Consider the following 15,478-nt stretch of genomic DNA (forward strand, 5'->3'; position numbering starts at 1 on the left):
TATCCCATGTCGCCTCTCCTCCCCCTTACCCTTTTGGTGAGCGCCAGCTTGATGGCAGGCTGCGCGGTAGGTCCGGACTACCATCGTCCGGACGCTGCGCTTTCGCACCGTTTCCTGGGTCAGTCGTCTGTCGAACAGAGGCCCAGCGCAACGCGAACCAACCTTGTAGCCTGGTGGGAAGGCTTTGGTGATCCGGTATTGACCGAGTTCATCGCCAAGGCACTTGAACAGAACCTGGACCTGGCTCAGGCGGCGGCGCGAGTCGCGCAAGCACGGGCGGGCCTGGGGGCAGCCAATGCCGCGTTGTTGCCCTCGGCAACCATCAACGGTCAAGCCGCGCGCGCCTATCAGTCAGTGCAAACCCCACTCGGCCAGGTGTTGAACTCGACGCCTGGGTATGATCGGTATGGAAGTTCCTACGAGGTCAACCTCAACGCCAACTGGGAGGTGGACCTCTTTGGCGGTCTGCGCCGCGGGCGCGAGGCGGCACTGGCCGAGTACCAGGCTAGCGAGGCAGGCGCCGCCGCCACACGACTGGCTGTCGCCGCACAGACCGCTGATATCTACATCACTCTTCGCGGGCTGCAGACCCGGCTGGACATCGCCAACCGACAAGTCAAAACCCAACAAGACCTGTTGGAAAAAGTCCGATTGCTTTACAGCAAGGGCCTCGCCGCCAGCTATCAGGTGCACCAGACCGAGGGGGCGCTGGCGCAAGTCCAGGCAACAGTGCCAGTGCTGAAAACCGGCCTGGATGCTGCGATGAACGCATTGGATGTCATGCTCGGCACACCGCCAGGCACCCATCGCCAGCAACTGGCAACTGTCGGGAACATCCCTGCGGCACCACAGATAACCGCCATGGGCACGCCGGCCGATCTGCTGCGCCGCCGGCCAGACCTCATCGTGGCAGAGCGCCGCCTCGCAGCCTCCAACGCGCGCATCGGCGAAGCCATCGCCGAGTACTATCCAAAATTCTCTCTCAGTGCCTTGCTTGGCAGCGCCACGGCGGTTTCCGCCGGCAACTTGTTCAGTGGCGACGCCAGTCAGGCAGCCGGCGTATTGGGATTGCGTTGGAGGCTGTTCGACTTTGGCCGCATCAACGCTCAGATCGATCAAACCAAGGGGCAGGAAGCCGAAGCACTCGCCGCTTACCGCCAGTCCGCGCTGCGCGCCACCGAGGACGTCGAGAACGCTTTTTCCGCGCTGGTCAATCGAGAAGCCCAGGCCACCACCCTCAGCCAGGGCGAAGCTTCGTTGACCCAAGCTCGGCAATCGTCGTTCATTGCCTATCAGAAAGGTACGGCCAGCCTGATCGATGTCTTGAATGCCGACGAGACACTGCTGCAAGCGTCCGACTCCCGAGCGCAAGCACGAACCGAATCAGCACGGGCGGCGGTCGCGGCATTCCGGGCGCTCGGAGGTGGCTGGCAGCCACCTGACGCCCTGCCGGTGGCTGCCAGATGACTGACGCCCCTTTTCTTTCAACTCAACAACCCGAGATCAGCGAGATGAAACCGAACGATAACTCCTGGGTGCTCATCACAGGTGCTTCAAGCGGATTTGGCGAGGAGTTTGCCCGGCAATACGCCGCCCAAGGGAAATCTCTCGTCCTGGTAGCACGCAGGCTGGAAAAGCTCGAATCGCTATCAGCGCAATTGCGCGAACGTTTCGGCGTTGATGTCATTGTCGAGCAAGTAGACCTTTCCTCGATCCCGGCAGTCATCGAACTGCACCAGCGGCTGCGCGAGCGCGAAGTCGTGATTGATGTGCTCATTAACAATGCGGGGCATGGCTTGCAGGGACCTTTCCTGGATCAGCCCCTGGACCAGGCCCTGGCCATGATTGATTTGGATATCGCCAGTCTGACAGCCCTTACACGACTCTTCGCGGTAGACATGCGGGCCCGCAAACGTGGACACATCCTGATGGTCGCAAGCCTGTTGTCCTTTCAGGGTGTGAAGAGTTTCGCTGTTTATTCTGCAGCGAAGGCCTATGTACTTCGTTTCTCGGATGCGCTTCATCGTGAACTCAAAAACGACGGCATCGTCGTGACCGCACTTTGCCCTGGGATGTCGGACACCGGGTTTGCAGAAAGCGCCAGGCAAACGCTCACGCCAGCCTTGAAAATGGTCATGATGCAGCCCCAGCCCGTTGTGGCAGCGGGAATCCGTGCATTGCAAGCCGGACGCATGAGTGTCGTACCAGGCTTTGGCAACAAGGCTGTTACCGTCCTGACCTGGGCCACACCTCGCCGGTTTCACCAGGGTCTTATGGCACGCATCATGGGTGTCTGAGCAGGTCATGAAGCGGCCTTGCACACGCTACGCAATCACAATCATCAATGCCTTCGTCGTAGCCGACTTCACTCACACCCAAGGCCGGGTAGCATGCGCCCCCGGCCTTTAGAGCAGCACTCAATCAGAAGCGATAGCTGACTGAAGTGCCAAACCCGCTCGCACTGTTTTTGTACTTGGAGCTGTAGGCGCCGCGGGTCGCCGACGCATCGTTGACCGATACGCTCTCCTCCCAGAGATAGGAATAAGCGACGTCGATCGTGACATCTTCCACTGGCGTCCAGCCGGCCCCGAAGCTGAGCACCTTCCGGTCGCCGGTAGGAATACGTGGTCCGCGGTTGGTATTGTTGGCAGGCGATTGGTCAACCGAAAAGCCTGCACGCAGCACCCACTGATTATTCAACCGATACGCCGTACCGATAGCGTGGGCCCACGTGTCATGCCAATTCTGCTCTTCACTGATGGTACCCAACTGGCCGCTCAACAACGGCGGCAACCCCGAGTTTTCGATGGTCAGCTCCTTGAAGCGACTCCAACGCGTCCAGGTGCTGCCCAGGTAAAGCGTCCAGTCCGTGTTGAGCTGGTGAGTCACCGAGAAGTCCACCGCCTCCGGGGTATCCACATCCAGCGAAGCGTCATAGCTGCGCCCACTAACCCCTACCAGGCTGAAGATGCCGTCGCTGACTTTGGTCTTGGCATCCAGGTGATAACTGACCTTGGAATGATACGTCAGCCCCAAGCGGGTTCGATCTGTAGCCTGCACCAGGACGCCAGCGTTGAAACCCAGGGCCGTGTCGTCGCCTGTGCTTTTGAGCTTTGCGTCATTGCGGCCAGGGCTGAGTGGATTGGGCACCATGCCTGATATCTCACCGCTGATACGGTTAATCGTGGGGCCGAACCCGATCGACACGATGTCGTTGAAGGCATAGCTGATCGTAGGCTGAAACGTGAGTGTCTTGACCTCGCTCTTATTTGCGTAATAACGCCCGGCAAAATCGCTGCCGTAATCGGTAATCAAACCGAACGGCACATAAAAACCAACGCCGAACGCCCAGTGCTCATCAACGGGTTTGACGTAATAACCCATCGGCACCGTGGTCGTTGGCACCATGTCATCGCCGTCCTGACCTCCGAAAGTGCTACGGGTCTGGCTTATGTCGGATTTCGCGAACAGCGTCGCCGCTCCCAGGCTGAACTGCTCCTTCTTCAAGCGAGACATCCCCGCCGGATTACCGAAGACCGTGCTCGCATCTTCGGCGGAAGAAGAACGGCCGGCAAATCCCGAGCCCATCCCACTGATGCTTTGTTCATTGAGCGCGAAGCCGCTGGCGAATACATGGGAAGTTGCGAACACAAAGCAGAGACCCACCGGGGTCTTGAGCAATATTTTTTTCATTATTAGAACTCTGGAAACGTAGCGCGGGTAATGGGAGCAGTGGTTTTGTATTACGTGAAGATCGCCACGGTCTGGCGTGCCCAAAGCACACGCCGGCCGCTTTCGTCCCAGATTTCCATGTCTTGGAGCGAATAGCCTTCCAGCGCTTGCTGGCTAAAGGAATTGATCAGGAACCACTCACTGGCGACGGCCGGCTGCGGCAGGTCAATCATCCAGGACGCAGAACTGATGGCAGCGGGTTCGGTGAAGCAGGTCATGGCCGCTGGCGGCAAGCTGTCAGCCAATGCAATCAAGGCGACCGCCGGATCTACGCCCCGAGCATCCAGGTGGCGTACCCACATCAGTAATTCCGGATTATCAGCGCCGGATACCGGCAGAGAACCGCCCGCAGGGCGCATCTCAAAGTTATAGGCGCAGGCCGGCGCGATCTTTCTGTCCAGCTTCAATGGCGCATACCGGGACGGCCCCTCTACAAGCGGACGGCCCCAGGCATCATGGGCAATACAACTCGCCCGCGGCTGTGCGAATAGTAGGGTCGTGCGCAACGCCAGGTCGTCGCCCGACAAGCAGTCGACCGATACGGAGGTGACGGATCGTCCTTGACGCAACACGCTGACATCGAATGTCTGGGCCTGCGTGACCGGGCCTATGAACGACACCTGGGCGGACTTGAATGGAGGAAAACCTGTCGGACGCTCAAGCAAAACCGCTTGCAGAGACAGCGCAGCGGACAGCCCGCCAAAGATCGTACGGCCCTGCTGCCAGTTGGGTGGAGACACAAATGGCGCATCCGGATCGAATTGCTGCAGCAATTGGGCGAAGCTCGTCATGTCGACGTTCTCAGGACTAAGAGCAATACGCCATATCTTATTCATGTGACCATTTGTGTCAATAGTCACAATCAAGATAAACAATTACCTTTGTCAGCCCATCATGACCGAGCACTGAAATCGATTGGAATGCGTTGCTTGGAATCGTCAGCCCAAGGTCACGGCATGAGGCTACGCAAGATGAGGTTGGCGGTGAGCGTGGGAGCCTCTTCGATGACGTCAAGGCTGTACTGCAGCAGCAAAGGGTTGACGAAAGGCCGCAGCGCCAAGTGGATCGCGTCTACTGTCTCGTCCAGTGGCGTCTTGCGTTCAAACTCACCGAGTTCTCGCCCCTCGCGTACGACTTGCAATACGAAGCCTTTGATCCGGGCGTCGTAACCCCGTGAACTGGGCCAGTGCTCCGAGGCAGAGAACGCAGCAATGTCGTAGAGCTTGCGATCATTGAAGAACAGGTTCACGCCCGTGGTAACCAGGGTTTTGACCAGGCGTCGAAAACGCTCCGTCGACGAGAGTCCTTCTTCGTTGATGGCCTGCTCCACAGCTGCAACGATTTCGGCCAGGCAGCGGGTACAAATAGCTTCGCCAATCGCCTGCTTGGAGTCGAAAAACTTATAGATGTATGCCTTGGAAAACCCGATGGCCTTGGCCAAGTCAGAGACTGTGGTCTTGCCGTAGCCGTATTGACTGAAATGCTCATTGGCCGCCGCGACGATCTGGTCTCGGATGTCGTGATCGGCCGGGCCTCGGGTGCTGGGCGAAGGTAGGGATGACTGGTTCATGGGGGCAGCTTACGCATCCTGAAGTCGGTTGACAACTTGTGACCAGGTCGTGATTTCGTCACATTTTGCCCATTCCCCAGAAATTGCCCCCCTGCGCCTGCTATTTGGCGAAAAGCTGGCTCATATCCTTGAACGCCTTGAACTCCAGCGCATTACCGCAAGGATCGAACAGAAACATCGTGGCCTGCTCCCCCACCTGCCCCTTGAAACGTATGTAGGGCTCGATCACGAACTCGGTGCCAAAGGATTTCAGCCGCTCGGCCAACGCCTCCCACTCCTGCCATCCCAAAATGATGCCGAAGTGAGGGACCGGCACGTCATGCCCATCTACCGGGTTGCTGTGGACGCTCTCTTGAGAAGCGGTCTTTGGCTGTTCATGAATCACCAACTGGTGGCCATAGAAGTTGAAGTCGACCCAATGGGCACTGGAGCGGCCCTCTTGTAGCCCAAACACTTCGCCATAAAAGGCCCGAGCGCCTGGAAGGTCGTAGACAGGGATTGCGAGGTGGAAGGGAGAAAGGCTCATCATGGCACCTGTTGCTTTTATAAGGACAGGACCATCGTAAGGCCGGGCTAAAAACAAGAAAAACAATATATTTCTCTCAATAACACAATTAATATTTGTGAATGATAAAAGAACTCAAGACCCTTATTGCCGTAGCGCGGGAAGGTACTTTCGCTGCCGCAGGCAATAAAATCGGCCTCACACAGGCCGCGGTCAGCGCGCAGATCCAGCGCCTGGAGGCCGAACTCGGCTTCGAGATCTTCGACCGCAAGGGCCGCTCGGCCCACCTTAATCGGATGGGCCATCAAGTACTCCTGCAAGCGCAAGAGTTGCTGCGTCTCTACGACAATCTCGGCACAAGCACTGCCGGGCTTGCACCTAGCGTCCTGGTGAACATCGGCGCTATCGCGTCGGTGCAGCGCTCCTACCTGCCAGACGCGCTCGCCAGGTTTCACCAGCAATGCCCGCAATGCCGCACGCGCGTGTTGCCTGGCGTATCGATGGAGTTGCTCAACCTGGTGGATGCCGGGGAAATCGACATGGCCGCCATCATCCGCCCGCCTTTCTCGCTGCAAAGCGATCTGCGCTGGAGGCCCCTGGCACTGGAGCCCTATCGACTGATCGTACCAAGCGCACTACCCGGGGAGGACTGGGCCGAACTGCTTGGCGGTCAACCCTTCATTCGCTATGACCGTGCATCGTTCGGTGGCCGGCAGGTGGACCGCTTCCTGCGCAAAATGCACTTCACCTTGCATGAAGTCTGCGAGCTGGATGAATTGGAGGCGATTATCAAGCTGGTTGGAAACGGCGTTGGCGTGGCCCTGGTGCCGCAAACCGCGACTCACCATAAATGGCCGCAGGGTGTACGCGCCCTCGACCTCGCAGAGCACACCTTCCACCGTGAGATCGGCCTCGTCCACCGGGCTCGACAAAGTCTCAACGAACCCGCAGGAAGACTGGTGCAACTGATCGTGGAGCAAGCCCAGGCCAACCCGGTATGAATCCCCCTGCATCGACCCAGACAAAAACCAATGCGCAGGGCTCAAGGTTTTTGTCGAGCGGATGATCTATACCTTCAAGTACACGCAGCCAGGCCAAGACAACATACTGGCGTGTCCTGATAAAACGACCGCGGCGCCCCGCTTCAAGTGCGCTGCGTCACATAAGACGTCGGCCTGCAAGACGCTGTTTGCGCGCCAAGCATCCTTTGAATGGCGCCCCCCCCTTCCAATGCCTGAAGTACCGATCATGAGCCTAAGCAAACGCGCTTTGAATGCCCCCACCAGAACACTATCCAGGCTTTGTCTATTACTGCCGCTGTTGGTTGCACACAACGCGCGCGGTGAACCCCTGGAGATAGAACTGCACATCCTCGACGCGCCGCCGCTGACGTTCGTCAATGACCCCAGGGGGCACGGAATCGTTGGTGATGTCGCCGTCGCGGCCATGACAAAGGCCGGGTACACCGTAAAAATCCATGTGCTGCCCTGGGCCAGGGCTCAGAAACACGTCAGCGAAGAACACGACCACTTGATCACACCCCTCTCGCGCATACCCACTCGTGAGGATCGTTTTACCTGGATCGCCTCGATCATGCCCATGGAACGAGCTTTTTTCAGCCTTGAGCGGCGGGTGAACAGCTTCGCCCAAGCGAAAGAAACCTACCGCAAGATCGGCGTCGGCCTGGGCAGTGCGCAGGAAGATATCCTGCGCACCGAAGGTTTCAGCGATGAGCAGATCTATCCGCTGGCCATTGGCGACAACCCCGCCCAGCTGCTCTTGATGGGGCGCATCGATGCCTGGTTCAACGGCGTGCCCGAGAGTCGATACATCTGGCCGAAGGTGTCTAAACGCAAACTGCTCATGAGTCGGGTCGGCAGCAGCGCCGATCTTTACCTGGCCTGCTCGAAACAATGCGCGCCCAAAATGGTCGAGGATTTACGCGAAGCGGTTGAAGCGCTTCGGGCGGATGGGACGCTCAAGCAAATCCATGACCTCTATTTGCCGCAATAGGCCGCGACCCATCAATACATTTGATAGCAAAGAACCCAAGCTCGCCCTGAAACGGTGCAGTGTGTTCAAGGTTTGCGTGAGTCATTGCGGCAAGGGAGCTTGCTCCCGATTGGGCGCCAGGAGCTCATAAACAGGGGCTGCCAGGCAGCCCGGCGGGAACAAGCGCCCTCGCCACGGTTCCTCGGCTTCCAAATAGTGGCACACATCGCCGGACTAGAGGCCTTGTCGATGGCTTATATCATTCTGAATGATAGTTACCTTTGCTTCATTCGATTCGTTCCTCTGCCTTGCTCCACGCATCATCCGCCCATTCTCAATACATTGGCGGATGCTATCCATGGAACATTCACTTTCAAAACTGCGTTTTCCTCTCGCGCTGCTGGCGGTACTGGTGATGAGCGCCTGCGGCAAGACTCCCGACACGGCAGCTTCCATGCCGCCAGCCAAAGTCAGTGTGGCCAAGGTACTGGAACAACCAGTCAACGAATGGGATGAATTCACCGGACGCCTTGAAGCGCCGGAAACCGTCGAAATCCGTCCGCGGGTATCCGGACAAATCGACGAAGTGGCCTTCACCGAGGGCGCGCTGGTCAAGAAAGGCGACCTGCTGTTCCAGATCGACCCGCGCCCCTTCCAGGCTGAAGTACGTCGTCTCGAAGCCCAACTGGCCCAAGCCCGTGCCACCGCCACCCGCAGCGAGAACGAAGCCCAGCGTGGCGAACGCCTGCGTCTGAGCAATGCCATTTCCGCCGAGCTGGCAGACTCGCGCACCAGCGCCGCCCAGGAAGCCCGCGCTGCCGCCGCGGCGATCCAGGCACAACTGGACCTGGCCAAGCTGAACCTGAGCTTCACCCGTGTCACCTCGCCCATCACTGGTCGCGTCAGCCGGGCAGAGATCACCGCAGGCAACCTGGTGACCGCCGACGTCACCGCGCTGACCAGCGTGGTCTCCACCGACAAGGTCTACGCCTACTTCGACGCCGACGAACGTGTCTTCCTCAAGTACACCCAACTCGCCCGCCAAGGCCAGCGCGGCCAGGCCACGCCGGTCTACATGGGCCTGTCCAACGAGGACGGCAATCCACACCTGGGCCAGATGAATTTCGTCGACAACCAGGTCAACCCGCAGACCGGTACGATCCGTGGCCGGGCCGTGTTCGACAACAAGGACGGCACCTACACCCCTGGCCTGTATGCCCGACTGAAGCTGGTGGGCAGCGGCACTTATTCCGCCGTGCTGATCAACGACGAAGCCGTGGGCACCGACCTGGGCAAGAAATTCGTGCTGGTGATGGACGCCGAGAACAAGCCGGCCTACCGCGCCGTCGAGCTAGGGCCGAAGATCGAAGGCCTGCGCATCGTGCGTAACGGCCTGAGCAAGGACGACACCATCATCGTCAAGGGCCTGCAGCGGGCTCGTCCAGGTTCGCCGGTCACACCTGAAACCGTGCCGATGGCCAGCGACGAAACCATTGCCGCCCTGGCACAACAACGTAAAGCGCTAGAAGCCAGCAACCTGCCCCAAGTCGCGCCATCCAAGGACGCGTCAGGGGCGGCAGGCAAACTGGCCGCTGCGACCCCACGCGGTTAAGGGACTGAATCCAAGATGAAATTTTCCCAGTTCTTCATTTCGCGGCCGATCTTCGCAGCGGTACTTTCGCTGCTGATCCTGATCGCCGGCGCCATCTCACTGTTCCAATTGCCGATCAGCGAATACCCGGAAGTCGTGCCGCCGACCGTGGTCGTGCGCGCAAACTTCCCAGGTGCCAACCCCAAGGTCATCGGCGAGACCGTGGCCGCTCCTTTGGAACAAGCCATCACCGGCGTCGAGAACATGCTGTACATGTCCTCGCAGTCCACCGCCGATGGCAAGATCACCCTGACCATCACCTTCGCCCTGGGCACCGACCTGGACAACGCCCAGGTGCAGGTGCAGAACCGCGTCACCCGGACCGAGCCCAAGCTGCCGGAAGAAGTGACCCGGATCGGCATCACGGTGGACAAGGCGTCGCCCGACCTGACCATGGTCGTGCACTTGACCTCGCCGGACAAACGCTACGACATGCTCTACCTGTCCAACTACGCCCTGCTCAACATCAAGGATGAGCTGGCGCGCCTGGGCGGCGTGGGTGATGTGCAGCTGTTCGGCATGGGTGACTACTCCCTGCGGGTCTGGCTGGATCCGAACAAGACCGCTTCGCGCAACCTGACCGCCACCGACGTGGTCACCGCGATCCGCGAACAGAACCGCCAGGTGGCTGCCGGCGCCCTGGGTGCGCCGCCAGCGCCCAATGCCCAGGCTTTCCAGCTGTCGATCAATACCCAAGGGCGCCTTGTGAATGAGGAGGAGTTCGAGAACATCATCATTCGTTCCGGCGCCAACGGTGAGATCACTCGCCTGAAAGACATCGCCCGGGTCGAACTGGGCTCCAGCCAATACGCTCTGCGTTCGCTGCTGGACAACCAGCCGGCGGTGGCGATCCCGATCTTCCAGCGTCCAGGCTCCAACGCCATCCAGATCTCCAACGATGTTCGCGAGAAAATGGAAGAGTTGAAGAAGGGCTTCCCGGCCGGGATGGACTACAGCATTGTCTATGACCCGACGATCTTCGTCCGCGGTTCCATCGAGGCAGTGGTGCACACCCTGTTCGAAGCGCTGATCCTCGTGGTGCTGGTGGTGATCCTGTTCCTGCAGACCTGGCGTGCATCGATCATCCCGCTGGTGGCTGTACCGGTGTCGCTGATCGGTACGTTCGCGGTGATGCACCTGTTCGGCTTCTCGCTGAACGCCCTCTCATTGTTCGGCCTGGTACTGGCGATCGGTATCGTGGTGGACGACGCCATCGTGGTGGTGGAGAACGTCGAGCGAAACATCGAACTGGGGCTCACCCCAGTGGAAGCGACCAAGCGCGCCATGGGCGAAGTGACTGGTCCGATCATCGCCACCGCCCTGGTGCTGTGCGCGGTGTTCGTTCCGGCGGCGTTCATCAGTGGCTTGACCGGACAGTTTTATAAGCAGTTCGCCCTGACCATCGCCATCTCGACAGTGATTTCGGCGGTCAACTCCCTGACCCTGTCGCCAGCCTTGGCTGCCGTGTTGCTCAAAGGCCATGACGCGCCCAAGGACCGTTTCTCGAAGTTTTTGGACAAGCTCTTCGGTGGCTGGCTGTTCCGTCCGTTCAACCGTTTCTTCGAGCGTGCCAGTCACGGTTACGTGGGCACCGTCGCCCGAGTGATTCGTAGCAGCGGCATCGCCCTGGTGCTCTATGCGGGCCTGATGGTGTTGACCTTCTTCGGTTTCTCCACCACCCCGACCGGTTTCGTGCCCGGCCAGGACAAGCAATACCTGGTGGCCTTCGCCCAATTGCCGGACGCCGCGAGCCTGGACCGTACCGAAGACGTGATCAAACGCATGTCGGACCTGGCCCTCAAGCAACCGGGGGTTGAAAGCGCCGTGGCCTTCCCGGGCCTGTCGATCAACGGCTTCACCAACAGCCCGAACGCCGGCATCGTGTTCGTGACCCTCAAGCCCTTCGACGAGCGCAAGGACCCAAGCATGTCGGCCGGCGCCATCGCCGGAGCCTTGAACGGCCAGTACGCCGGGATCCAGGAAGCCTACATGGCGATCTTCCCACCGCCGCCAGTACAGGGCCTGGGCACGATCGGTGGTTTCCGCCTGCAAATCGAAGACCGAGGCAACCTGGGCTACGACGAGCTGTACAAAGAAACCATGAACATCATCACCAAGAGCCGCAGCGTGCCGGAACTGGCCGGGTTGTTCACCAGCTACACCGTGAACGTGCCCCAGGTCGATGCTGCCATCGACCGTGAAAAAGCCAAGACCCACGGCGTGGCCGTCAGCGACATCTTCGACACCCTGCAGATCTACCTGGGTTCGCTGTATGCCAACGACTTCAACCGTTTCGGCCGCACCTACCAGGTCAACGTCCAGGCCGAGCAGCAGTTCCGTCTCGAGTCGGACCAGATCGGCCAGCTCAAGGTGCGCAACAACCGTGGCGAGATGATCCCGCTGGCGACCTTCATCAAGGTCAGCGACACCTCGGGGCCGGACCGCGTGATGCACTACAACGGCTTCATCACCGCTGAAATCAACGGTGCCGCCGCCCCGGGCTACAGCTCCGGCCAGGCTGAAAAAGCCATCGAGAAACTGCTCAAGGACGAATTGCCCAACGGCATGACGTACGAGTGGACCGACCTGACCTACCAGCAGATCCTTTCGGGCAACACCGCGCTGTTCGTGTTCCCGCTCTGCGTACTGCTGGCGTTCCTGGTGCTCGCGGCCCAGTACGAAAGCTGGAGCCTGCCATTGGCGGTGATCCTGATCGTACCGATGACCCTGCTGTCAGCGATTACCGGGGTGATCCTCTCCGGTGGCGACAACAACATCTTTACCCAGATCGGCTTGATCGTATTGGTGGGGCTTGCCTGCAAGAACGCGATCCTGATCGTCGAGTTCGCCAAGGATAAACAGCTCGAAGGCATGAACCCGCTGGCGGCGGTCCTCGAAGCGTGCCGCCTGCGTCTGCGGCCGATCCTGATGACCTCCTTCGCCTTCATCATGGGCGTGGTGCCCCTGGTGTTCTCCAGCGGCGCGGGTGCGGAAATGCGCCATGCCATGGGTGTGGCGGTGTTCTCCGGGATGCTCGGCGTGACCTTCTTCGGCCTGCTGCTCACCCCCGTGTTCTATGTACTGATCCGCAACTTCGTCGAGCGCAGCGAGGCCCGCAAGGCGGCCCGGGCTTTGAAACTGGAGGCGCAACAATGAGTTTGAAAGCGTTCATGCCGAGCTTGCTGGTATTGGCACTGAGTGCCTGCGCCGTGGGCCCGGACTACAAGGCCCCGCAAACGGAGGCGGCGAATATCACCGCCGCCACCGACGGCGCCGCCGGCCAGAAGAATTTCGACCGCGCCCGTTTCGAAGGCATCTGGTGGCAGCAATTCGACGACCCGACGCTCAACGCGTTGGTGACTCGCTCCCTGGAAGGCAACCGCGAGTTGCGCGTAGCCTTCGCCCGCCTGCGGGCAGCCCGGGCGATTCGCGATGACGCCAGCAATGACGCCATGCCCACCATCACCAGCCGCGCCAGCAGCAACCTGGGCAAAGGCCAGGTCCCGGGGCAGACCACCGACCGGGTCAATACCGAGCGTTACGACCTGGGCCTGGACATGGCCTGGGAGCTGGACTTGTTCGGACGCATCCAGCGCAACCTGGAAGCCACCGATGCCGACCAGCAGGCCGCCGAAGCCGATCTCTATCAGTTGCAGGTGACGATGATCGCCGAGCTGGTGGACGCCTACGGTCAACTGCGCGGCGCCCAGCTGCGGGAAAAGATCGCCCTGGCGAACCTGAAGAACCAGCAGGACTCGCGCAAGATCACCGAAAGCCTGCGTGATGCCGGCGTCGGCGACCAGCTCGACGTGGTCCGCGCCGATGCCCGCCTGGCCTCGGTGGAAGCCAGCGTCCCGCAGTTGCAGGCCGAACAAGTGCGCCAACGCAATCGCATCGCCACTTTGCTGGGTGAGCGCCCGGACAAATTGAGCGTGGACCTGAGCCCGAAACAGTTGCCAGCCATCGCCAAGGCCCTGCCCATCGGCGACCCGGGTGAGCTGCTGCAACGGCGCCCGGACATTCTCAGCGCCGAACGCCAACTGGCCGCTGCCACGGCGCGCATCGGCGTGGCCAAGGCTGACCTGTTCCCACGGGTCAGCCTGAGCGGTTTCCTGGGCTTTACCGCCGGACGCGGCTCGCAGATCGGCTCCTCGGCCGCCAACGCCTGGGCGCTGGGCCCGAGCATTACCTGGGCCGCCTTCGACCTGGGCAGCGTGCGGGCTCGCTTGCGCGGTGCCAGCGCCGAGGCGGACGGTGCCCTGGCGACCTACGAACAGCAAGTGCTGCTGGCCCTGGAGGAATCGGAGAATGCCTTCAGTGACTACGGCAAGCGCCAGCAACGGCTGATCTCGCTGATCCGTCAGAGCGAATCGAGCCGTGCCGCCGCCGACCTGGCCGAGATTCGCTACCGCGAAGGCACCGTGGACTTCCTCGTGCTGCTCGACGCCCAACGTGAACGCCTGGCCGCCGAAGACACCCAGGCCCAGGCGGAAGTGGACCTGTACCGCGGCATCGTCGCGATCTACAAGGCCCTGGGTGGCGGCTGGAAACCGGAGACCGTTGCCAGCAACTGATCCGCCCTGCTCAACCGAGCTCCTTTGGTTGGCCGCAACCAACCAAATCCTTGCCCCGCGTTTCATTCGGACGCGGGGCTTTTTTTCGCCAGCGACTCCACAGATTCAGCATTCAGCACAACCCCTGTGGGAGCGAGCCTGCTCGCGATAGCGGTGGGTCAGCTTGCATAGATGTTGAAGATACCGATGCCGTCGCGAGCAGGCTCGCTCCTACATGGGTTTTGGGGAGGGTCACAGATCTGCATCCACAATCACCGGTGGAGCGAGATGCGTCACAAGGTTTGACTCAAGCCCCCACCTGACCGAAGCTTGCGACATTTCAAGCTTCTGGTAATGGATTTCCTGCATGCCCTCGCCTCGCCGCCGCTATCTGCTTCTCAGCCTCTGTATCCTGTTGGTGATCGGTCTTGTCGCAGTGTGGCTACGCAGCACCACCCCGCAAATCCCCGAAGCGATCAAGCGTGGCTACAGTGAAGCCTTGGAAAACGCCCGCAACGGGCAGCCAGGGGCGGCGCGGATGCTCTACCAGCAACTGGGGCGCCCGGACCTCTCGCCCAAGCGCCGCGTGTGGCTGCACGCCGAACTGCCCAACTACCCCAGCCCCCAGGCCTTGAAACTGGCGGACGCGGATCTGCACAGCGAATCACCGGACGTGCGCAAGGCAGCCATCGGCAGCATCGTCGGTCTGGTGCCGACGGGCCAGCGCAGCCTGTTGCTCGGCTCGCTGCTGGATGATGACGACCAGAGCGTCCGGTTCGCCGCCGTGAACGCGCTGCTGGGCCTGTCACCGGATGATCTGGGCTTGTACTTCGGTGCAATGCAGATCGCCATCGATACCTGGGAACAGGTACTCGAGGACGGCCCGAAAACCGCCGAGACCCACTACCAACTCGCCCGGCTGCACCTGCACAACGCCGAACTGAAGAAAGCCCAACTGGCCCTTGAGCAGGCCCTGCGCCTGCAACCGGACAACCTGCCGGCGCTGGTCATGCAGATCGAAGTGCTGGACAAACAGGGCCAGGGCGAAGCTGCACGACAATTGCTCGCCCGGCAGTTGCAAACCCAGCCAGCGTCGGCTTATCTGCAACATGCGCTGGGCATGTGGTTGCTGCAACACGGCCAGAGCGAATATGCGGTGCTTGGCCTGGCGAAAGCCGTGGAACTGGAGCCCGAGAACCGCCATTACCGCTATGACCTGGCGACTACCCTGCATGCCGAGCAGGAGGTGGAAGCTGCGCAGAAACAGCTGCAGGAAATCGTCCAGCGCTACCCCGCCGACCGCAAGGCCCGGGTGTTGCTGATCAACTATTGGAAGGAAACCGGTCAATTGCAGAACGTTCAGATCCTGTTGGCGCAACTTGAACAGCTGAACCCCGATGACCCGGCGTTGCAACAGGGTCTGTAGGCCCTGGTTGCACGCTGAAAGTTGTGCAGTACACCGCGTTTTGTAGATG

Annotated in this window: 12 protein-coding genes; 8 read left to right on the top strand and 4 right to left on the bottom strand. The window is 60.4% G+C overall.

Annotated elements, in window-relative coordinates:
• Positions 1-6: 6 nt before the first annotated feature.
• Both GN234_RS03895 and GN234_RS03900 read left to right on the top strand, forming a co-directional pair.
• A complete protein-coding gene (locus tag GN234_RS03895) occupies positions 7-1,467 on the top strand; it encodes an efflux transporter outer membrane subunit (protein ID WP_176687917.1) in 1,461 nt (486 codons plus the stop codon).
• Between the two features lie 44 nt (positions 1,468-1,511).
• Positions 1,512-2,297 (top strand): SDR family NAD(P)-dependent oxidoreductase, encoded by a 786-nt coding sequence (locus tag GN234_RS03900; protein ID WP_109755467.1) that lies wholly within the window; start codon positions 1,512-1,514, stop codon positions 2,295-2,297.
• A gap of 124 nt (positions 2,298-2,421) precedes the next feature.
• Here GN234_RS03900 and GN234_RS03905 read toward each other — a convergent pair whose 3' ends face one another.
• From GN234_RS03905 to GN234_RS03920, 4 genes are all read right to left on the bottom strand, one after another.
• Complete coding sequence (locus GN234_RS03905; protein ID WP_176687918.1) at positions 2,422-3,693, bottom strand: OmpP1/FadL family transporter; 1,272 nt, start codon at positions 3,691-3,693, stop codon at positions 2,422-2,424.
• A 50-nt stretch (positions 3,694-3,743) separates the two neighbouring features.
• Entirely contained in the window at positions 3,744-4,568 is an 825-nt protein-coding gene (locus GN234_RS03910; RefSeq protein WP_232201563.1) for a thioesterase family protein, read from the bottom strand.
• Positions 4,569-4,681: 113 nt separating this feature from the next.
• On the bottom strand, positions 4,682-5,302 hold the full coding sequence (locus tag GN234_RS03915) for a TetR/AcrR family transcriptional regulator (protein WP_109755402.1): 621 nt from the start codon (positions 5,300-5,302) through the stop codon (positions 4,682-4,684).
• Between the two features lie 100 nt (positions 5,303-5,402).
• Entirely contained in the window at positions 5,403-5,828 is a 426-nt protein-coding gene (locus GN234_RS03920) for a VOC family protein (protein WP_018601473.1), read from the bottom strand.
• 101 nt (positions 5,829-5,929) lie between these two features.
• Here GN234_RS03920 and GN234_RS03925 point away from each other — a divergent pair, with 101 nt between their 5' ends.
• The 6 genes from GN234_RS03925 to GN234_RS03950 all read left to right on the top strand — a co-directional run bounded on the left by GN234_RS03925 (position 5,930) and on the right by GN234_RS03950 (position 15,429).
• On the top strand, positions 5,930-6,808 hold the full coding sequence (locus GN234_RS03925; protein WP_176687919.1) for a LysR family transcriptional regulator: 879 nt from the start codon (positions 5,930-5,932) through the stop codon (positions 6,806-6,808).
• A gap of 247 nt (positions 6,809-7,055) precedes the next feature.
• Positions 7,056-7,820 (top strand): substrate-binding periplasmic protein, encoded by a 765-nt coding sequence (locus GN234_RS03930; protein ID WP_109755466.1) that lies wholly within the window; start codon positions 7,056-7,058, stop codon positions 7,818-7,820.
• A gap of 337 nt (positions 7,821-8,157) precedes the next feature.
• Positions 8,158-9,411: a multidrug efflux RND transporter periplasmic adaptor subunit MexE gene (gene mexE, locus GN234_RS03935; protein ID WP_109755399.1), complete on the top strand. Its 1,254-nt coding sequence runs from the start codon at positions 8,158-8,160 to the stop codon at positions 9,409-9,411.
• A gap of 15 nt (positions 9,412-9,426) precedes the next feature.
• Entirely contained in the window at positions 9,427-12,606 is a 3,180-nt protein-coding gene (locus GN234_RS03940; protein ID WP_003202298.1) for an efflux RND transporter permease subunit, read from the top strand.
• The gene (locus tag GN234_RS03945; protein ID WP_176687920.1) at positions 12,603-14,024 is read left to right on the top strand and encodes an efflux transporter outer membrane subunit; all 1,422 of its coding nucleotides are present in this window, start codon (positions 12,603-12,605) and stop codon (positions 14,022-14,024) included. The genes GN234_RS03940 and GN234_RS03945 overlap by 4 nt, the downstream gene beginning before the upstream one ends.
• 346 nt (positions 14,025-14,370) lie before the next feature.
• Positions 14,371-15,429: a tetratricopeptide repeat protein gene (locus tag GN234_RS03950; RefSeq protein WP_109755397.1), complete on the top strand. Its 1,059-nt coding sequence runs from the start codon at positions 14,371-14,373 to the stop codon at positions 15,427-15,429.
• The last annotated feature ends 49 nt before the right edge of the window (positions 15,430-15,478 follow it).

The sequence above is a fragment of the Pseudomonas bijieensis genome (genome assembly GCF_013347965.1).
Classification (GTDB): Bacteria; Pseudomonadota; Gammaproteobacteria; order Pseudomonadales; family Pseudomonadaceae; genus Aquipseudomonas; species Aquipseudomonas bijieensis.

Bases quoted from the DNA above. Each gene is read 5' to 3' on its own strand.
- GN234_RS03920 (WP_018601473.1), bottom strand. From the start codon at position 5,828: ATGAGCCTTTCTCCCTTCCACCTCGCAATCCCTGTCTACGACCTTCCA.
- GN234_RS03895 (WP_176687917.1), top strand. From the start codon at position 7: ATGTCGCCTCTCCTCCCCCTTACCCTTTTGGTGAGCGCCAGCTTGATG.
- GN234_RS03940 (WP_003202298.1), top strand. From the start codon at position 9,427: ATGAAATTTTCCCAGTTCTTCATTTCGCGGCCGATCTTCGCAGCGGTA.
- GN234_RS03915 (WP_109755402.1), bottom strand. From the start codon at position 5,302: ATGAACCAGTCATCCCTACCTTCGCCCAGCACCCGAGGCCCGGCCGAT.
- GN234_RS03945 (WP_176687920.1), top strand. From the start codon at position 12,603: ATGAGTTTGAAAGCGTTCATGCCGAGCTTGCTGGTATTGGCACTGAGT.
- GN234_RS03925 (WP_176687919.1), top strand. From the start codon at position 5,930: ATGATAAAAGAACTCAAGACCCTTATTGCCGTAGCGCGGGAAGGTACT.
- GN234_RS03905 (WP_176687918.1), bottom strand. From the start codon at position 3,693: ATGAAAAAAATATTGCTCAAGACCCCGGTGGGTCTCTGCTTTGTGTTC.
- mexE (WP_109755399.1), top strand. From the start codon at position 8,158: ATGGAACATTCACTTTCAAAACTGCGTTTTCCTCTCGCGCTGCTGGCG.
- GN234_RS03900 (WP_109755467.1), top strand. From the start codon at position 1,512: ATGAAACCGAACGATAACTCCTGGGTGCTCATCACAGGTGCTTCAAGC.
- GN234_RS03950 (WP_109755397.1), top strand. From the start codon at position 14,371: ATGCCCTCGCCTCGCCGCCGCTATCTGCTTCTCAGCCTCTGTATCCTG.
- GN234_RS03930 (WP_109755466.1), top strand. From the start codon at position 7,056: ATGAGCCTAAGCAAACGCGCTTTGAATGCCCCCACCAGAACACTATCC.
- GN234_RS03910 (WP_232201563.1), bottom strand. From the start codon at position 4,568: ATGAATAAGATATGGCGTATTGCTCTTAGTCCTGAGAACGTCGACATG.